We start from the raw sequence: 18,312 nt of genomic DNA, 5'->3' as shown, positions 1-18,312 counted from the left end.
CGGCTGCGTCGACCCGGCGCGGTGGTGCTGGAAATCGACGACGAGGATCCGATTTTCGAGCACCTCGACTACACGCCGGGGCCAATGGGCTACCAGTTGCCGAAGGCCGCGGGGCAGTAGCGACGTTTCAGGGTCGCCGGCCGGTAGTTCGGGCGTCGCGCGCAGACTTCGAAGTTTTGGGGGTCGGCCGCACGTCGCCCGCAGACTTCCACGTTTCGGGCGTCGGCCGCATGTCGACGGCAGACTGAAAGTTTTGGGCGTCGCCTACAGGCTGGAAGGTTTCGGGCGTCGCTCGCAGATTGGTCGTTCGCGTCGCTCGCAGACTGGAAGTTTCGAGCGTCCCGCGCAGACTGGTAGCCTGTGCTACCGACCAAGGGGCTATGGCGCAGTTGGTAGCGCGACTCGTTCGCATCGAGTAGGTCAGGGGTTCGAATCCCCTTAGCTCCACCCTTGTGATGAGTCGAGTCATGGGTTACATATGAGTCGCGTCATCGGTTACAGATCGCCCTGGCCATCGGCCGGGGCGTTTTTGTTGGTTGCGCCAGTAGTTGTGGTCGGGGTTGACGTGATGGCTGGCGATGAGCTGGTTGGTCTGTTGGGTGATGACGGTGACGGTGGTGGCGGTGACGAGGATGAGGACTTTGGTGCCGGCGTGGGCGATGCCGATGCCGAGGTGGTGCAGGCGGCTGGCGTGGCGCAGGGTGAGTTTGCCGCACTGGTCGACCGTGTCGTGGCGGATGCGGAAGTGCTCGTTGGGTTCGATGCCGGGTGGGGCGGTTTTGGGTAGAGCGGTGTAGGCCTGTGCGGGGGTGGTGTGTGGCGGTAGGGCGCGGTGGGTGCGTTGGGTGTTGTAGATGCCGCGGAAGGTGTCGAGTTGGGTTTGCAGGTCGGTGAGGTCGGTTGGTTTCGGTCGTGGGGTCAGCCAGCGTTTGAGGGTTTGGTGGAAGCGTTCGATTTTGCCTTGGGTTTGGGGGTGGCCGGGGTGGCCGTTCTTCTGGGCGACGCCCAGGGTGTGTAGGAGTAGTTCGAATTCGTTGTGGCCGTGGGTGAATCGTGCGGTGTAGACCGCGCCGTTGTCGGTCAAGGTGGACGCTGGTAGCCCATAGGTGTTGACGGTGTTGATGAAGCTGGCGACCACGTCGGGTCCGGCCACGCGTTGGTAGGCGGTGGCGGCCAACAGGTATCGGGAGTGATCATCGAGCCAGTTGAGGATTTCGACCTCGGTGCCGTCGGCCAATTGCCAGTGGGTGAAGTCGGATTGCCAGCATTGGTTGGGTTGGGCGGCTTCAAACCGGTGATAGGAACTGCGGGGGCGCTTGCGCGGCTGCGGCGTGATCAGCCCGTGGTGGTGCAGGATGCGCCGGATCGTTGACGTTGAGGGCACCGGCAGCCCGGCCTGAGATAGCTGCCATTGCAGGGTCAGCGGCCCGGCGTCGAGGCCGTCGTCGGTCAGTTTTTCGCGCAGCTGCACGATGGCGGCGATCACCTCGTCGGTGACTGCCCGCGGGTTGCTGGCCGGGCGCCGCGACCGGGCATCGACGGCGTCTAGGCCGCCTTCGCGGTACCGCTTGAGCAGCCGGTGTAAATGCTGGCGGGAAAAACCGTAGGTTCTGGCGGCCGCGGTGATGTTGAGCTGACCACTGACAACATGAAGGACCGCAACCCGTGCTTTCGACATCCATCAGGACTGTCACCTATGACGCGACTCATCAACAATCCTGCAGCTGTAACCCATGACGCGACTCATCTGTCACCTATGTCATGGACTCAGACACCTTCGGGCGCGCTCTGTGAGGCGCGCCAACAGAAGCCTCGGTTGACCTGGGCGTTACAGCTGGTCGCAGACTACGAGCTATCGGCATTCCACATCAGCGGATTAGCCCTGCCGATCGGAGGCCGGTGACGAAATCTCGGGCAACCAACTCGGGCGCGTACCTGGCTCGGAGCCGGTCAGCTTGCTTGTGGGCGGCCTGTCGTGCTGCGGCGGGATCATTACGTACCGCCCGGAGCGCTTCGACCGCGGCGTCGACGTCGGGCTCCAGCCAGGTTGCACCCGGGAGCCAGTCACAATCAACGGTCTTGCCGGGAATGAGATGGCACAGCTTGGGGTCGAGGTACTCCAGCGGTCCGCCGAAACCGGTTGTAATAACGGGGCAACCAGCGACGGCCGCATCGAAACAGCCGAGATCCCATCCCTCCGAACGCGGTAACGATATCCACACATCACTACTTGCGTGCATACCCGCGATCTCGGCGAACGAGATTCGGTCAGTGATCAGGTGCAGGCGTGGTGCCGGTGCATTCCGGTGGAGCGTCTGAGCCACCACCCACGACGTTTGGTAGCGCCGGCGGTCGGGGCCTTCCGCTATCGGAAGCTCCGCATCGACGAATTCCGATGTCCGCAGGATCATCAGCGTCTCATCTGCCGGCCCGAATGCGCGCGCGTACGCTTCGACCGACTTGAACGGTGTCTTTCGACGTGTCCACGCGGCGATCGAATGCACCAACAGTTGCCCCGGATAACGAAGGGGATCTATCAGACTGGTGTCGGCAGGGTCATTGTCGTCGTTATGGACATGGGGAATCACGATGATCGGAGTGGTGACTCCACAATTTCGAAACGCCGTCGCGTTCCATCGGGTTGGCACGATCACGCCGTCGCATTGATTGACCAACGCAGGCCAATGGGGCGGAAGGACCTCGTGCTCCCAGACGGTGTGAAGGACCAGCGGCGCCGCGAGCGTCCGCAGATGCAATAGCGCCGGGACAAATTCCGGGGGCGCATGGGCGATCACGACATCGGGCTCAATATCGACTGTGCGGAGGCGTTGCAGGGGTAGATATGGAGCCGTTTCATCGGGTAACAGCGGGTCATGCGGGTACCACTGCATCGCCCGCCACCGTATTGGGCAGCCGATTTTCTCCAGCGCGAGCATCAACCGCCGACTGGCAACCGCGTATCCGCTTTCGGCGGAATCCGACACGTAGAGCACCTGCGGGAGGTTCGCGTGATCGGACGCCGGAGCGGCCGTGGTAGGCAAGTGAGGTGTCACGACGTCCTCGGGTGCTGGTGTTGACCCCGATTGCTCCGGGGCCCACCGGTAATGGCCTCGCGATGAGGATGTGGTCGTTGACGTCGGCGGCATTGCGGGTGGCCGATGTCGTGCTCGTGGTGGTGCCGATAGCGGGTGAATCAGGCTTTCCGACTCCGGAGTGTATCGGACTGACCGTGCTTGGCGACCTGTCCGCGAGACTTGGCCGCAGCGATCGGGCCGCCGTCGCATGGCTGCGGAATCCGATATGGCGACGCTGGTTCGAGCTCGCGAGGCCGCTCCATCCACTGGTGCAGCGCGTCTCTCCGGATGCCGCCGGGGAAATCGTCGCACGCATATCGGACACGTCGATTGACGGTGTAATCGTCGGGCGATTGGGGCTGACATTTCTGGGTTGCGCGATCGCCGAACAACTCGGGTGCGAGTTGTTCATCGATTCCGATGACGACGACGTGACCTTCCACGACGAGCGCGGCGAACATGAACTCGCCGCCGCGGCCGGACGTGTCGCCGAGCTGACGTTCCCGCGGGCCGCCGTGGTGACCGGTGCATCCGACGATGTCGTCGCCCGGCTGACGGCGAGGTATGGAATCAGCGCTGAGCGTTGGCCGAACTGTGTGGAGCTACCCGACACCTACGTTCAGCCACCCGGGTCCAGCCGAGTCATGTTCCTGGCGAATTTCACCTACTCGCCCAATGTCGAGGCGGCGTTCTGGCTTGTCCACGAGGTGCTTCCGCAGTTACCGCCGCAATTCCGAATAACGCTTGCCGGCGCGTGTGACATGAGAGTGAGCAGACTCGCTGGTCCGCGGGTGCGGGTGACCGGCGCTGTCCCAGAGGTCGGGCCGTTGTATGCCGATGCGGACATTGTCGCGGTCCCCCTGTTCACCGGATCGGGTAGCCGTATCAAGGTGCTTGAAGCGTTCGCCCACCGTCGTCCGGTCGTGTCAACTCCGAAAGGCGCCGAGGGCATCGAGGCTGAACCTGGCATTCACTTTCTGAGCGCGACGTCGGCACGCGAATTCGCCACGGCGCTGAAGTCCGCCTCCGAACAGCCGGCGGCCGGACAGCGGGTTAGCACGGCGTTTGATCTCGTTCGCGAACGCTATAGCGACGAAGTGGTGGCGCGAATCGGCGCGGAGTTGATCAGCCGGTCGCTTCTTGCGATGCAGTCGGCCCGTCGTCCTACGATAACCGCGATGACCGCAAGACCTGACGTAACCGCTGCCCCTAGGGTCGTTCCCGCGCTTGAGGTCAACGAGGCCGAGGATGGCGTCGTTATCTACAACGCTGCCCTCAATGAGGTTCACTACCTCAACCACACAGCGACCGCGGTATTCGACCACTGCACCGGAGCCCTCACCATCGCCGAGATCGCCGCGCAGATCCAGGCGTTGTACGAACTGCCTGCGGCTCCGGTGAAGGAGGTCATGGAATGCGTTGCGGATTTCGTGGCGCGCAAACTGGTCACCGCTTGATGCCGTGCCGCCTCGGGTGATGTGGATATCTCCGCAGATCAGCGTCGATGCACGCCGCAAGGCAGGTGGGGGGGACCAATTCGTTCCTCGGGTGTGAAATCGGAGTGCTGACAGCGCGCTCCTGATAGGCTGCTGTGAGCAAACACGCAAACTTCTTAGGAGTGGCTATGGACGAGAAGCCAGAGTCAACGCACCTGGCCCGCCGCGCGTTCCTCAAGAACGCGGCGCGGTTCGGATTCGCGCTGCCAGTCATCACGACGTTCACAATGAGCGGAATCAGCGAACCTCCCGCCGACTACCGCGCTACTTCGGGCAACCAGCCCCGCCACGGCTTCTTCGACCACGACTTCGGCCACGACTTCGGCCACGGCTTCTTCGACCGCGGCTTCTTCGACCGCCACAGAGGCGGTTCCGCCAACCAGACCGGGGGCGGTTGGTAAGACCGGATTTGAAGTCTCGTCCAACTCGGGAATTTTGACCTGTGCTGATCAGCGCCGCGCTGATCGTCAAAAACGAGCAGGAGCGACTCGGCCGTTGCCTATCGAGTATCCGTGACGTCGTCGACGAGATCGTCATCGTCGACACCGGCTCAACGGATGACACAGTCGCGATAGCCGAGAGCTTCGGCGCCGTTGTCCTGCATCGGCCGTGGGATGGCAACTTCTCGGCCGCGCGCAACTGCGCGCTCGATGCCGTACGTGCGCCGACCGTGCTCTACATTGATGCCGACGAGTATCTCGAGTTCGGCACGCGCGCGGCAATCGAGACTGCCCTAAACGGTCCCGGCGACCACGTCGCGTGGCGGCTGAGCTTCACCCAGCGGCCCGGGTTCACCCCGTATATGGAATACCGCGTCTGGCGGAACCGCCCTGACCTGCGCTTCCATGGCGTAATACACGAATCGGTAGTCCCGGCCATCGATACCGTCTGCCTAACAGAGGGAAAGACGGTCGGAATTCTCGATTGGCGACTGCAGCACGACGGCTATGAGGGCGACCAGTCCGTTAAGCACGCCCGCAACCTTCCGTTGCTTCAAGCCCAGCTGGTGGACAGCCCGGACCGAACCTACCTGTGGGATCACATCGGCAGGATCCATGACGACCGCGGCGAAACGGATGAGGCGCGCAGCGCCTATAACAAGGGCCTTGAGATCATCCGGCGCAAAGGTCTCCAAGACCCGTCGGATTCGCTGATCTACGCCGATCTGATCCTGAGTAATGCCGTGACGCACCGACCCGACGCGCCACTCGTCGCCGAAGCAGTCGGGCTGCTGCCCAGGAACACGGTCATCCGATGGTCATGTGCCCTCGACGCGCTCTCGCGGCGCGCGTGGGATGAAGTCATCACACATATCGACGCCGTCCTCGATGTGCCGGTTGAGGAGATGTCCTATCAGGGCCTGGGCATGAACGCGAAGATCACCTCGGAATGGGCCTACCACGTCCGCGGCATGGCGCGGTTCCAGCTGGGCGAATACGCCGCCGCTGCCCAGGATTTCGCCACCGCCGAAGCGTCATCGCCAGGGGCGATCGCCTATCGTGCCAAGAGGATCCTGGCGCAGGCGCGCAGCCGTCGTTGGTCCAGCCCGTCGAGTGCCAACTAAACCGAGCTCTCTTGTTCGGATGCGTGTTCCACGGCCAACTTCCGATCGTTTAGGTCCGGAAAACTTGCTGCTCAAAGCCCCCAGAAAGCAGAGAACTCGCGGGGTTCGAATCCTTCGGGCGGTCTCTCAGAACATTGGTTTAGCTGCGCTTAGGCGGCCGGGACCTGCGGTGATCGGCGCTCTGGGCGCCCGACTACCCGACTGGGTCCCCCGTCGAACAGCTTTCGTGTGTCCGGCTGATCGGACCGCCCGGTGTGCGCCCGCCCACGCCGCCCGGCCAGCACCGGCTGCGTCACAATGCGGGGCCGAGTCGACGTCCGCCGGGATAGATGTGCCGCCCGTGATGGTTTTGATTGTTGGTGCCGTATTAACTCCGGCAGCAACAAGATTGAGGAGAAGAGGCGGAAATGAAGAAGCGAATTGCCGTGTCGGCCGCCACCGGATTGGCCGTAGCGACCGTCGGATTGGCCTCGTTTGCGGTGATGTCGCCATCTGCCGTCGGTTCGTCGCAGGTGCTGGCCGATTGCCACGTGCACGTGAACGACGGCGGGAATGATGTCGACGTCAATTGGTGCTGATCTACAAGACCTTCATATTTGGGCGCACTAACCCCTTGTCGGGAGCCGAGGACGCGGGGCGGCAACCCGGGATTGCAGCTGGCAGGTAGTCCCAGATACCGGCTAGCGGGAACCTCAATGGGCCGTCAGCGGTGTCGACACCCGCTGGTCAACCGACAAGTGTGGAACGTACATCGGCGCACGCCGAGACCGTACCGATGACGATGCGGGCCCCACCCGCCTTGATCGGAGTATTCAGATGCGCACTGACCCGGCATTGTTTGAGGCCGACTTGGTTCCGCAACGCGGATTCGATGCCTCGCGGCAGGACCGGCGGCCACCGACGGACACGCTCGAGGGCTTGGACCGCGATCACGTCGATCGTCGGCTCATATGGCAGCGGCGGGGCAACGTCGATGAGATTCTGGCCAGGGCGGCCCTGTTCCAGGGCGTCGAACCCACCGCAGTATCCGCGCTGACCAAGCAACTGCAGCCGGTCGACTTCCCGCGCGGGCACACGCTGTTCGCCGAGGGGGAGCCCGGTGACCGGCTCTACATCATCATTTCGGGAAAGGTCAAGATCGGCCGCCGCTCCGCCGACGGCCGCGAGAACCTGCTCACCATCATGGGGCCGTCGGACATGTTCGGCGAGTTGTCGATCTTCGACCCGGGGCCGCGCACCTCGAGCGCCACGACGATCACCGAAGTCCGTGCGGTATCGATGGATCGCGCCGCGTTGCGGGAGTGGATCTCCGACCGCCCGGAGATTGGCGAGCGACTGCTGCGTGTGCTGGCGCGCCGTCTGCGGCGCACCAACAACAATTTGACCGATCTGATCTTCACCGACGTTCCCGGGCGGGTGGCCAAGCAGCTGCTTTACCTTGCGCGGAAGTTCGGCACGCGGGAAGGCGGCGCGTTGCGGGTCTCCCACGACCTGACTCAGGAAGAGATCGCTCAGCTGGTCGGGGCGTCGCGGGAAACGGTGAACAAGGCGCTGGCCGACTTCGCCCACCGCGGCTGGATCCGGCTGGAGGGCAAAAGCACGCTGATCGCCGACTCCGAACGACTCGCCAGGCGCGCGCGATAGCGGACGTCGCCGTTCCGTGGCTCCGCTGCGACACGGCTTCCACCGGGTAGCCGATTCGCTCCGTTTGGGGGCATCCGGTAATCGCCTGGTTAATGGTGCCCCGGTGGGGTAGGCACCACGGTGTGGAGTTGATCTGCGAATCGCCGTTTCGTTTCCGGATCGAGCCGTTCGGCGACATGAAGGTGCCGGGCGTGATCTTCGCGTCGCGGTCGCTGCTGACCGATGACGATGCGGTGGTCAAGCAGGTGGCGAACGTCGCCACACTGCCCGGCATCGTCGACGCGTCGTATGCGATGCCCGACATCCATCTGGGATACGGCTTCCCGATCGGTGGTGTGGCGGCCACCGACGTGCGGCGGGGCGGGGTGATTTCTCCTGGCGGCGTCGGATTCGACATCTCCTGCGGCGTGCGCCTGCTGGCAGCGGACCTCGACCGTGCCGAGTTCGCCGGCGTCGGCACCAAAATCATGGACGAGTTGAGTCGTCGGATTCCGCGCGGCGCCGGGCCGGGAGCGGTGCGGCCGGAGATCAAGCCCGACGAGTTGGACAAGGTGCTCGCCGACGGCGCTGGATACCTGGTGCAGCACGGCGACGGGACGCGGCGGGATCTGGACAGGTGCGAGGACGGCGGCGCGGTCGGCGACGCCGACCCCGCTGCGGTCAGCGAGCGTGCGCGTGCGCGCGGGATGAATCAGCTCGGCAGCCTGGGGTCGGGCAACCACTTTCTCGAGGTGCAGGAGGTCGCTGAGGTATTCGACGAGCCGGTGGCCGAGGCGTTCGGACTGCGCGCCGGCCAGGTATGCGTGATGATCCATTGTGGCTCAAGGGGTCTCGGCCACCAGATCTGTTCCGAACACGTGCGGGCCATGGAGCAGGCCATGTCGCGTCACCACATCGACGTTCCAGACCGCCAGTTGGCCTGCGTCCCAGTCGATTCGGACGAGGGCCGCGCATATGTCGACGCGATGGCCGCGGCCGCCAACTATGCGCGCGCCAACCGGCAGCTGCTGGGATCGGCCGCCGCGGCGGTGTTCCGGTCGATCACCCGACGCGGCCTGGAGCTGGTGTACGACGTCTCGCACAACCTTGCCAAGATTGAACGGCACGAAGTCGACGGCGAACTGCGCGAGCTGTGTGTGCACCGCAAGGGTGCGACCCGGGCCTTGCCGCCGGGCCATCCTGAGCTGCCGCCGGACTTGGCCGAATCGGGCCAGCCGGTGCTGATACCCGGCTCGATGGGCACCGAGTCCTACGTGCTGACCGGTGTGCGCGGTGGCGGCGCGTTCCACTCGACATGCCACGGCGCCGGGCGGCGGCTCAGCAGGCATCAGGCGGCGCGGTCGGTGAGCCCGAAGGTGCTGCGCGATCAGCTCGAACGCAAGCAAGGCATTCTGGTCAGGGGCGCGTCGCGCCGAGGTCTGGCCGAAGAGGCGCCGTCGGCATACAAGGATGTCGCCGAGGTCGTCGCGGTCGCCGAGCGGGCGGGCCTCTGCCGCGTGGTGGCCCGTCTGGTGCCGTTGGGCGTGGTGAAGGGTTGACGGTGCCGGAGCGTGGGCACCGCACGGTGCCGCATCCCGCCGACGTGATTGTCGAAGCGTGGGGCCCGACGCGCAGCGACTGCCTCGCTGAGGCGGTGCTGGGACTGGTCGGAAGTTTTGCCGACACCACGGGTGCACCAGTGGCACGGACCGTGGTGTCCGATGTGACCGTGTCGAACGACCGCGACCGTCTGGTTGGCGTGTTGGACGAGGTCATCTACGTGCTCGACACCCAGGGATTGGTACCGCTCGGCGCCGATGTCGACGTTGGCCCGAATGTGTTGCGGCTGCGGATGCCCGTCGCGTCGATCGATGACGTCGAGGTGATCGGCGCGGCGCCAAAGGCCGTCACGTTGTCAGGGCTCGAATTCAACCAGACCGGCGACACGTGGCGGTGCCGTGCGACGATCGACGTCTAATGATCCGGAGCGGCCGCGATACCTTGTCAATGTGAGGGCAGTGTGAAGCTGCTGCTGCTGGCCGACACACATGTTCCGAAACGGGCGAGGGACCTGCCCGCCCGGGTGTGGGACGAGGTCGGCCGGGCCGACGCCGTGCTGCACGCCGGCGACTGGGTGGACGTGTCGCTGCTCGACGAACTGGAGAGCAGGTCCGCGCGGTTGGTTGCGTGTTGGGGAAACAACGACGGTCCGCCGCTGCGTGCCCGGCTACCCGAGCGCGCGGACGCGACGCTTGGTGGGGTGCGATTCACCGTCGTGCATGAAACCGGCGACGCGGCGGGCCGGTCGGCCAGAATGTCGCGCCTCTATCCGGACACCGACGTGCTGGTGTTCGGACACAGCCACATTCCGTGGGATATGACAGCGGAGAGCGGGCTGAGGTTGCTGAACCCCGGTTCGCCGACGGACCGGCGCCGGCAGCCGTTCTGCACGTACATGACCGCGACAGTCAACGACGGCGTCGTCGAAAGTGTCGTGCTGCATCGCCTCGAACGCTAGGGCCGGTGCGCGCTAGCCGCCGGATGCCTCAGCGGGCGGTGCGGCTTGGGCGGGCCGCTTCTGCCACGGCCATGAGCCGGTCATCTCCACCTGAAGCGAGAAGCTCAGGAACGTGCGTATCAGCACGATGCCGCCCAGCACGGCAACGCTCTCGCCGGTCGGGGTGACGGCGACGGTTCGGATGATGTCGGCCGCGACCAGAAACTCCAGACCGAGAAGGATCGAGCGACCGAGCTGCCGCCGGAAGAGTTCGTAGGCATCGCCCTGTTGGCCACGGCGTCGCACGACGGGGGCGATTGCGGCGTACACCGCACCGAGGACGATCACCGCAACGCCGACTGTGTCGATCGCCTTGCCGATTGTTTCGACGATCTCGACGAACGTCATCTGCGCATGCTACTGCCGGGTGCCTTGTCAAAGGCCGTCTCGCGAAATCCCTGTGCAGGCCGGGAACTAATGGCACTGTCGGCGTCATGCAGAAGCCGCCGACCGCCGTCATCGAACGCGCGCACAAGGACCACATCGCGACGCTGCCCTTCGCCGACACGCGCGATTTCGACGACACCGATCGTGGATTCATCACGGCCAAGCAGCCGTGCGTCGTCCGGACCGCCGACGGGCGGGTGGTCTGGGACAACGACAGCTACGCGTTCCTCACCGGCGACGCGCCGACGTCGGTACATCCCAGCTTGTGGCGCCAGTCGATGCTGGCCGCCAAGCAGGGTCTCTACGAGGTGGTGGAAGGCATCTACCAGGTGCGGGGGCTGGACCTCTCCAACATCACGTTCGTTGAGAGCGAAAGCGGCGTCATCGTGATCGATCCGCTCATCTCGACGGAAGTGGCCGCGGCGGCGTTGGCGATGTACCGCGGTCATCGCGGCGACAGGCCCGTCGTCGCCGTCATCTACACGCATAGTCACGTCGATCACTTCGGCGGGGTGTTGGGCGTGGCGTCGCCTGCCGACGTCGAAGCGGGCAAGGTTGCGGTCCTGGCGCCGGAAGGGTTCGTCGAGCACGCCGTGCAGGAAAACGTCTATGCCGGAACGGCAATGACGCGGCGCGCGACGTATATGTACGGCACCTTGCTGGCGCGAGGACCGCGCGGCCAAGTCGGATGTGGCCTGGGCCAGGCCACATCGATGGGCCAAGTCGCGGTGATCAGCCCTACCGTCGACATCCGCGAAACAGGCGAAAAGCACAGCATCGACGGCATCGAGATCGAGTTTCAGATGGCGCCAGGCACGGAGGCGCCGGCCGAGATGCACTTTTACTTCCCGAGATACCGCGCGTTGTGCATCGCCGAGAACGCGACGCACAACCTGCACAACTTGTTGACGCTGCGCGGCGCGCTGGTGCGGGACCCGCACGTCTGGTCGGGGTATTTGAGCGAGGCGATCGAGCGGTTCTGCGACCGCGCCGACGTGGCGTTCGCGTCGCATCATTGGCCGACGTGGGGATCGGATCGCATCGTCGAGTTCTTGTCCTTGCAGCGGGACATGTACGCGTATCTGCACGACCAGACCCTGCGGTTACTCAACCAGGGCCACACCGGCGCGGAGATCGCCGAGCGGTTGCAGATGCCGCCGGCCTTGGACAAGGCCTGGCATACGCATGGCTATTACGGGTCGGTCAGCCACAACATCAAGGCCATCTATCAGCGCTACATGGGCTGGTTCGACGGGAATCCGGCGCGGCTGTGGCCGCACCCGCCGGAGGCGCTGGCCACCAGGTACGTCGACGCCATCGGCGGCGTGGACCGCGTCGTGGAGATTGCCAAGGCGGCGTTCGATGACGGCGATTTCCGTTGGGCGGCAACGCTGCTGGACCATGCCGTCTTCGCCGACCCGGAGCACCCCGCCGCTCGCGAGCTGTACGCCGACACGCTGGAACAGCTGGCCTATGGTGCAGAAAACGCGACGTGGCGCAACTTCTACCTGTCCGGTGCGACCGAGCTGACGGAGGGCAACTTCGGAACCGCGACACAAGCGGCGTCGTTGTCGGTACTGTCGCAGCTGTCTGTCGAGCAGATGTTCGACAGTCTCGCGATCAACGTAAACGGGCCCCGCGCTTGGGATCTGGATCTGGCGATCGATGTGAGATTCAGTGACATCGACACCAACTATCGATTGACCCTGCGCAACGGTGTGCTGATCCACCGCAAGCGACCCGCCGACGAGTCCTCGGCGAACGCGACGGTGGAACTCGCCACCAAGGTTCGATTGCTGGCCTTCGCCGCGGGCGACAACACGTCGCCCGGCATCGATATCACCGGCGACCGAGGCGCCCTTGATACCCTGCTCGGCGTTCTGGACAGACCGGATCCACGCTTCAACATCGTCGTGCCCTAATCGGGCGGATGGGGCAGGTAAATTGGCACAGCGTATGGCGCGATCGGTGGACCGTCGTTTGCTCGAGCAACAAGTGCCCGAGGGATTAGCTGATTCTCAGCTCGCGCACAGCCCGCACCCGACAGACTCTAGCCATGGGCGTGCACGGAGACTCGCCGGACGGTCTCAGCCGGTGAGGAAGGGGTTCTGGGAACGCTGGTCGACACGGGCCGCCGTGATCGTGGCGGCCATCGGCACAGTCGTCTGCCTCGTGGTAGTCGGCGATCCGGAGCACGAATCGTGGCAGACCAAGACGAGGGAAGTAATGCACGGTCTCGTCATCAAAACCCATTCGCACCACCTCGGGCAGCGATGAGTTGTCACGATCAAGGGGTCATCGGCGATTCCTGGCGCCCCTGACAGGTGGTTTGGCGGGCCGACCATCCGGAAATGCTTTGTCGTATGCATGAAGTCCTGGAACGCGAAGACAAATGGGACGTCGACGAGCGCTTCGAGCTGCCCAGGCTGGACGACATCGTCGCCGGCGGCGATGTCGACCACGACACCGTCGACTTGACCAGCGCCTACTACGACACGTCGGATCGTGACTTAGCGGCCCATCACATTCTGCTGCGCCGCCGCGCCGGCGATGACGACACCGGTTGGCAGTTGAAGATTCCCACCACCAAGGGCCGGGCCGAATTGCACTGGACGGCCACGGAGACCCCGCCCGCCTCGCTGACCGAGCTGCTCACCGGCATCAGCATGGGCAAGGACCTGACCAGTGTGGCGACGATTCACACCGTGCGCGACCGCTACCGTATCCGCGATCGGAAACGAGACGAGCTGTGCGCGGAGGTCGCCGACGACCATGTTCGCGCCTCGGTGGGTGAGCGCCTGCTGGTGTGGCGGGAGATCGAGGTCGAACTCGGCCCGCGCACCGCATCGGTGCCGAGGCGGCTCACCGAGCGCCTCAGACGGGCCGGAGCCCGGCCGTCGCGCTATCCGTCCAAGCTCGCCCACGTGTCACCGCCGCCCGAAGCCACCGAGCCCGCGTCACCGGCCGCGCGTGCCCTGGTGAACTACCTGAACGCGCAGATCGACGCAATCGTGGCCGGCGACATCGGATTGCGCCGCGGGCACGACCCAATCCACGACACGCGGGTCGCGATTCGGCGGTTACGCAGCACGCTTCGGGTGTTCGGCAAGCTGCTGGACCGACCCACGGTCGGTGACCTCGACGAGGAGCTGCGGTGGTTCGCGGCACTGCTCGGCGACGTCCGCGACTGCCAGGTGCAGCGCCGCAGGTTCAACGACGCGCTGCACGAATTCCCCGAGGAGCTGATCCTGGGCCCGGTGCGCTCGCGCATCGGCAGCGATCTGCAGTCCATCGAGCTGCCGGCGCGCGCCCGCGTGCGCGAGGCCATGGAGTCGCAGCGCTATCTGGCCATCATGGCCACGCTGCGGAAATGGCGCACCGAACCGCCGCTGGATCCCGATACAGCGACGGCAAAGCTGATCGGCAGGGCACGGCGCGCGCAGCGCAAAGCCGACCGACGGCTCACCGCCGGGCTCGCCGACGGCGACGACGCGATGCTGCACCGGGCGCGCAAGGCGGCCAAGCGCGCCCGCTACGCCGCAGAGCTGTCCAGGCCCATCGGACACTCGACGCAGAAGAAACGAACGGTCAAGCACTACAAACGGATTCAGTCGGTGCTCGGCGATCACCAGGACACGGTGGTGGCCACCGCTGCGCTGCGGCGGATGGCGGTAGCGGCCGGGACAACGGCAGGTGAGAACGGCTTCGCCTTCGGGCTGCTGTACGGGCGCGAACAACGGATCGCCGAGGAGTGCCGCCGACAGGCGCGAAACCTACTGTGATGCCGATGCGGCGTCGTCAGGGAATGCCCCCGTCGACCCGCAGGATGGACCCGCTGGTGAAACTCGACGCGTCGGACGCCAGGAACACCGCGGCCCCGACGATTTCGGATGGCTCGCCGAGGCGCTTCAGCGCGAAGATCTGCGCCCGCTGGCGCGTGGCGTCGAGGTCCCACGACTTGCTGATGTCGGTCACGAACGGTCCGGGCATCAGCGTGTTGACCCGAACCGTCGGGCCGTAGGCCATCGCCAGCCCCTGCGTCAATGCGTTCAGCCCGGCCTTGGCCGCCGAATACGGCAGCGCGTCGCCGCGCGGCCGGATCGACCCGGTGGAACTGACGTTGATGATCGTGCCGCCGCCGGAGTCCACCATGCGCTCGCCCACCAACGCGGACAGCCGAAACGGGCCCTTGAGGTTCAGATTGATCACCGCGTCGAACAGCTTCTCCGGCACGGCGGTCAACGACTCGTAGAGAGGTGACATGCCGGCGTTATTGATCAGCGTGTCCACCTTGCCGAACCGGTCGTAGGCGGCCGCCACAAGGCCGTCGAGTTGATCCCATCGGCCGACGTGCACTTGATACGGCATCGCGGCGCGGCCGGTGGCCGCCTCGATCTCCTCGGCGGTCGCGACACAGTTCTGGTAATTGCGGCTGGCGATAATCACGTCCGCACCGCACCGCGCCATGCCGAACGCCATCTCGCGCCCGAGTCCCCGGCTGCCGCCGGTGATCAGCACGACGCGGTCGGTGAGGTCGAAAAGCTCGTCGGCGTAACCCACCGGCTCATAGTGCTCCATCGACCCGCGCGGCAGGATGTGGGCGTGCAATTGGTGTTCATCCGGCATGCACTGCCGTTGCGGAGCGCGCCCGGTGAAGGCGCGGATCCCGGGCTGGCCCCGGAGGGATTCAAGCAGGCTGAGCGGCTGCCGCACGCGCTGGCCCGGCACCCGATCACCCGGATCGTGACCAGCCCGCAGCGACGCTCGATCCAGACCGCCGCACCGGTCGCCGATGCACGCGGCTTGTCCGTTGACGTCGATGACCGGTTGGCCGAGTATGACCGCGACCTGCCGGTGTACATCCCGATCGAGCAGATCCGCGAGGAGTACCCGCAGGAATGGGCGCGGCTCGCGCAGGGCCATCTGCCGAGCGCGGTGGACGAAGACGCGTTCCGCGCCCGGGTTGCCGAGGGCGTGGATGACATCGTGGCCACCGCTGACCACGACGACACGGTCGCGGTGTTCAGCCACGGCGGCGTGATCAACGTGATCCTGCATGAGGTGCTCGGCACGGCCCGGCTGCTGTCGTTCAATGTCGATTACGCGTCGGTGACGAGATTGCTGTACTCACGGAAAGGCGGTGTCAGCGTGGTCGAGGTAAACGGCACCGAACACGTCTGGGACCTGCTGCCCAGGAATCGCCGCTAGCGCGCTATACAGGGTCGGTGACCATCGAGGGCCTCGATCTCGCCGCGCTGGACCGCCACCTCCGCTCGGTCGGTGTCCCGCGAACCGGTGAACTGCGGGGCGAGCTGATCGCCGGCGGCCGGTCCAACCTGACTTTTCTCGTCGCGGACGACGCCTCGAAGTGGGTGTTGAGACGGCCGCCGCTGCACGGCCTGACGCCGTCGGCGCACGACGTGGCCCGCGAGTATCGGGTGGCCGCCGCGCTGGCGGACACGCCCGTGCCGGTCGCGCAGACGGTGACGATGCGAAACGACGACTCGGTGCTGGGCGCGCCGTTCGCGATGGTCGAGTACGTCCCCGGCCGCGTCATTCGCACCCAGCCCGAACTGGAGACGCTCGGCCCGGACGAGGTCGACCGTTGCGTCGACGCGTTGATCCGGGTGCTGGCCGACCTGCACAGAGTCGACCCCGCGGCCGTCGGGCTCGGCGATTTCGGCCGCCCCGACGGTTATCTCGAACGACAGGTGCGACGGTGGGGCGGCCAGTGGGAGCACGTGCGGCTGCCCGACGATCCACGCGACAACGACGTACACCGACTGCATTCTGCTCTGGCGCAAGCCGTTCCGCCGCAAAGCCGAACATCTATCGTGCACGGCGACTACCGCATCGACAACACGATCGTCGACTCCGACGATGCGTCGGTGATAAGAGCGGTGCTGGACTGGGAGATGTCGACGCTGGGTGATCCGCTCAGCGACACGGCGCTGATGTGCATGTACCGCGACCGGGCCCTGGACATGATGGTCGACGCGCACGCGGCGTGGACGTCGCCGCTGCTGCCATCGGCCGACGAGCTGGCGCACCGTTACTCGCTTGCCTCCGGGAAGCCGCTCGCACATTGGCCGTTCTACATGTCGCTGGCTTACTTCAAGTCGGCGATCATCGCGGCGGGTATCGACTTCAGGCATCGGATGGGAAGTGCGTCGGACGGTTCGGAGCGCGTCGGTGAGGTCGTCGCACCGTTGATCGCGGCCGGGCTCGACGCATTGAAGGCACGTTGAGGGCTAATTGATCAAGAAGACGGTGCTGGTGGCGGCGGTGCTGCTGGCCGCAGGGATCGTCGCCGCCAACCTCACGGTGGCGCGGCTCCCCGCGATGCCGGCCGCCGAGGGCCGTTATATCGCGTTGCACGACAGGGAGATCCACTACGTCGAGCACCCCGGCCATGGCGTGCCGGTGCTGATGCTGCACGGATTGCCCGGCACACACCGTGACTTCGACACACTTATTCCCAGACTGCCTGGGCTGCATGTATTTACGATTGACAGACCGGGATTCGGGTGGTCGAAGGGCGGTTGGCTGCCATATCGGGAGCAGATCGATCTTGTGCACGACTTCCTCACGAACCTGGCGGCGACCCCGGCGGTCGTGGTCGGATGGTCGTTCGGAGGCGGGTTGGCGCTCGGCTTGGCCCGGCGATACCCACAGGACGTTGCGAAACTAATTCTGACCGCACCCAGCGGGGGCGGCGACAGGTCGGAAACGATGGATCTGCTGCAGGCGCGTTACCTTGAATTCAGCCAGCTGCCGGTGGTGAAGTCGATCATCAAGTACACGTTCGGCAACGTCGCGCTGCGGCTGTCCGCGCACTTCGGGGCGCGCCGCGCATTCGAACCGGCGCCGGTGGACCCGGCGTACGAGGGGCGCCTGATGTCGGTGACGCTGACACCGGGGAACGTCGCTGCGTTCGCACGCGAGCAGCTCGAATACGACCAGACGATGGGCTGGCTGGACGACAACGTCAGCGACATTCGGGTGCCGTCGGTCGAAATCGCGGCGCTTGGCGACAAGTTGGTGCCGATCGAAAATGCCCGACAACTCGCGCAGACGCTGCCCGGCGTGCGGCTGGTGACCGTCGACGGCAACCACATGATCCCCTACACCCATCCGGACGTCGTTGTCGACGAACTCGCCAGGGCCCAGGCGGACCTCAGGCCTGCGGCTTAGCGTCCGAGCAGGTTCTTCTTCGCCGCGCGATGCAACTGGTAAATCCGCGCGGTCCCGGCGGCCACGGTCACCAGCCCGCCGGCGACCGCGGACAACAGGATCGCCACGCCCACCGGCAACTGCCACGCCCAACCGAGGAAGTGAATCGTCGCGGAGTCGGTGTTCTGCATGATGAACACGAGCAGCAGGATCAGGATCAGAAACCCGATGATCAGGGCCGACCACAGCGCTGCCAGGCGAGTGAACTTCACCGCGGACTCGGGTGCAACGGTGTATCCCGGAGGGACGGCAACGGTCTCGGGTGGGGTCGTAGACTTCGAGTCCGGTCGACTGGGCGACGAGTCCGGTCGCGGAGTAGACGACGGTGGCTCGGCAGATGAGCGGCTCATGATCTCATCTTTGCCCCTTACATCGAGG

The 18,312-nt window shown here is 65.3% G+C and carries 19 protein-coding genes, 1 tRNA gene and 1 pseudogene; 16 read left to right on the top strand and 5 right to left on the bottom strand.

Annotation, left to right across the window (positions count from 1 at the left end; genetic code table 11):
* Positions 1–120 (top strand): annotated as a pseudogene (locus VE759_RS22875) (hypothetical protein); the annotation flags it as partial.
* Between the two features lie 254 nt (positions 121–374).
* A tRNA-Ala gene (locus VE759_RS08445) sits at positions 375–447 on the top strand.
* A 25-nt stretch (positions 448–472) separates the two neighbouring features.
* Here VE759_RS08445 and VE759_RS08440 read toward each other — a convergent pair.
* Entirely contained in the window at positions 473–1,678 is a 1,206-nt protein-coding gene (locus VE759_RS08440; protein ID WP_324930264.1) for an IS481 family transposase, read from the bottom strand.
* Positions 1,679–1,868: 190 nt separating this feature from the next.
* The gene (locus VE759_RS08435; protein ID WP_324930261.1) at positions 1,869–2,993 is read right to left on the bottom strand and encodes a glycosyltransferase; all 1,125 of its coding nucleotides are present in this window, start codon (positions 2,991–2,993) and stop codon (positions 1,869–1,871) included.
* Positions 2,994–3,046: 53 nt separating this feature from the next.
* Between VE759_RS08435 and VE759_RS08430 the strand changes: the two genes are divergently transcribed.
* From VE759_RS08430 to VE759_RS08395, 8 genes are all read left to right on the top strand, one after another.
* Entirely contained in the window at positions 3,047–4,531 is a 1,485-nt protein-coding gene (locus VE759_RS08430) for a PqqD family peptide modification chaperone (protein ID WP_324930258.1), read from the top strand.
* Between the two features lie 167 nt (positions 4,532–4,698).
* On the top strand, positions 4,699–4,971 hold the full coding sequence (locus tag VE759_RS08425) for a hypothetical protein (RefSeq protein WP_324930256.1): 273 nt from the start codon (positions 4,699–4,701) through the stop codon (positions 4,969–4,971).
* Between the two features lie 41 nt (positions 4,972–5,012).
* Positions 5,013–6,134, top strand: a complete 1,122-nt coding sequence (locus VE759_RS08420; RefSeq protein ID WP_324930253.1) for a glycosyltransferase family 2 protein — start codon at positions 5,013–5,015, stop codon at positions 6,132–6,134.
* 407 nt (positions 6,135–6,541) lie between these two features.
* Positions 6,542–6,712: a hypothetical protein gene (locus tag VE759_RS08415; RefSeq protein WP_324930250.1), complete on the top strand. Its 171-nt coding sequence runs from the start codon at positions 6,542–6,544 to the stop codon at positions 6,710–6,712.
* A gap of 238 nt (positions 6,713–6,950) precedes the next feature.
* Entirely contained in the window at positions 6,951–7,778 is an 828-nt protein-coding gene (locus tag VE759_RS08410; RefSeq protein ID WP_324930247.1) for a Crp/Fnr family transcriptional regulator, read from the top strand.
* A gap of 122 nt (positions 7,779–7,900) precedes the next feature.
* Positions 7,901–9,316, top strand: a complete 1,416-nt coding sequence (locus tag VE759_RS08405; RefSeq protein ID WP_324930244.1) for an RtcB family protein — start codon at positions 7,901–7,903, stop codon at positions 9,314–9,316.
* A gap of 2 nt (positions 9,317–9,318) precedes the next feature.
* Positions 9,319–9,735 (top strand): archease, encoded by a 417-nt coding sequence (locus VE759_RS08400; RefSeq protein WP_324930241.1) that lies wholly within the window; start codon positions 9,319–9,321, stop codon positions 9,733–9,735.
* A 42-nt stretch (positions 9,736–9,777) separates the two neighbouring features.
* Positions 9,778–10,275: a metallophosphoesterase gene (locus tag VE759_RS08395; RefSeq protein ID WP_324930238.1), complete on the top strand. Its 498-nt coding sequence runs from the start codon at positions 9,778–9,780 to the stop codon at positions 10,273–10,275.
* Positions 10,276–10,287: 12 nt separating this feature from the next.
* Here the strand turns inward: VE759_RS08395 and VE759_RS08390 are convergent, their stop codons facing one another.
* Entirely contained in the window at positions 10,288–10,662 is a 375-nt protein-coding gene (locus VE759_RS08390) for a DUF1622 domain-containing protein (protein ID WP_324930234.1), read from the bottom strand.
* 86 nt (positions 10,663–10,748) lie between these two features.
* Here VE759_RS08390 and VE759_RS08385 point away from each other — a divergent pair, with 86 nt between their 5' ends.
* From VE759_RS08385 to VE759_RS08375, 3 genes are all read left to right on the top strand, one after another.
* Positions 10,749–12,623: an alkyl/aryl-sulfatase gene (locus VE759_RS08385; protein ID WP_324930231.1), complete on the top strand. Its 1,875-nt coding sequence runs from the start codon at positions 10,749–10,751 to the stop codon at positions 12,621–12,623.
* Between the two features lie 172 nt (positions 12,624–12,795).
* Positions 12,796–12,978: a hypothetical protein gene (locus VE759_RS08380; protein WP_324930227.1), complete on the top strand. Its 183-nt coding sequence runs from the start codon at positions 12,796–12,798 to the stop codon at positions 12,976–12,978.
* A gap of 86 nt (positions 12,979–13,064) precedes the next feature.
* Positions 13,065–14,483 (top strand): CYTH and CHAD domain-containing protein, encoded by a 1,419-nt coding sequence (locus VE759_RS08375; protein WP_324930224.1) that lies wholly within the window; start codon positions 13,065–13,067, stop codon positions 14,481–14,483.
* A 16-nt stretch (positions 14,484–14,499) separates the two neighbouring features.
* On the opposite strand, the gene VE759_RS08370 is transcribed toward VE759_RS08375, so the two are convergent.
* Entirely contained in the window at positions 14,500–15,261 is a 762-nt protein-coding gene (locus tag VE759_RS08370; RefSeq protein ID WP_324930274.1) for an SDR family NAD(P)-dependent oxidoreductase, read from the bottom strand.
* Positions 15,262–15,303: 42 nt separating this feature from the next.
* Here VE759_RS08370 and VE759_RS08365 point away from each other — a divergent pair, with 42 nt between their 5' ends.
* From VE759_RS08365 to VE759_RS08355, 3 genes are read left to right on the top strand one after another with little or no spacing between them, the layout of a single operon-like run.
* Positions 15,304–15,909: a histidine phosphatase family protein gene (locus tag VE759_RS08365; RefSeq protein ID WP_324930221.1), complete on the top strand. Its 606-nt coding sequence runs from the start codon at positions 15,304–15,306 to the stop codon at positions 15,907–15,909.
* A 17-nt stretch (positions 15,910–15,926) separates the two neighbouring features.
* A complete protein-coding gene (locus tag VE759_RS08360; protein WP_324930218.1) occupies positions 15,927–16,949 on the top strand; it encodes a phosphotransferase family protein in 1,023 nt (340 codons plus the stop codon).
* Between the two features lie 7 nt (positions 16,950–16,956).
* Entirely contained in the window at positions 16,957–17,895 is a 939-nt protein-coding gene (locus VE759_RS08355) for an alpha/beta hydrolase (protein ID WP_324930215.1), read from the top strand.
* Here VE759_RS08355 and VE759_RS08350 read toward each other — a convergent pair.
* On the bottom strand, positions 17,892–18,284 hold the full coding sequence (locus VE759_RS08350) for a LapA family protein (protein ID WP_324930212.1): 393 nt from the start codon (positions 18,282–18,284) through the stop codon (positions 17,892–17,894). The genes VE759_RS08355 and VE759_RS08350 overlap by 4 nt on opposite strands.
* Between the last annotated feature and the right edge of the window lie 28 nt (positions 18,285–18,312).

The sequence above is a fragment of the Mycobacterium sp. genome, from assembly GCF_035640695.1.
Lineage (GTDB): Bacteria > Actinomycetota > Actinomycetes > Mycobacteriales > Mycobacteriaceae > Mycobacterium.
Note: the sequence above shows the minus strand (reverse complement) of the source record. Positions and strands in the feature narration are given on the sequence as shown.

Coding starts and splice junctions, on each gene's coding strand:
- VE759_RS08440 (WP_324930264.1), bottom strand. CDS start 1,678: ATGTCGAAAGCACGGGTTGCGGTCCTTCATGTTGTCAGTGGTCAGCTC.
- VE759_RS08425 (WP_324930256.1), top strand. CDS start 4,699: ATGGACGAGAAGCCAGAGTCAACGCACCTGGCCCGCCGCGCGTTCCTC.
- VE759_RS08415 (WP_324930250.1), top strand. CDS start 6,542: ATGAAGAAGCGAATTGCCGTGTCGGCCGCCACCGGATTGGCCGTAGCG.
- VE759_RS08410 (WP_324930247.1), top strand. CDS start 6,951: ATGCGCACTGACCCGGCATTGTTTGAGGCCGACTTGGTTCCGCAACGC.
- VE759_RS08390 (WP_324930234.1), bottom strand. CDS start 10,662: ATGACGTTCGTCGAGATCGTCGAAACAATCGGCAAGGCGATCGACACA.
- VE759_RS08385 (WP_324930231.1), top strand. CDS start 10,749: ATGCAGAAGCCGCCGACCGCCGTCATCGAACGCGCGCACAAGGACCAC.
- VE759_RS08375 (WP_324930224.1), top strand. CDS start 13,065: ATGCATGAAGTCCTGGAACGCGAAGACAAATGGGACGTCGACGAGCGC.
- VE759_RS08350 (WP_324930212.1), bottom strand. CDS start 18,284: ATGAGCCGCTCATCTGCCGAGCCACCGTCGTCTACTCCGCGACCGGAC.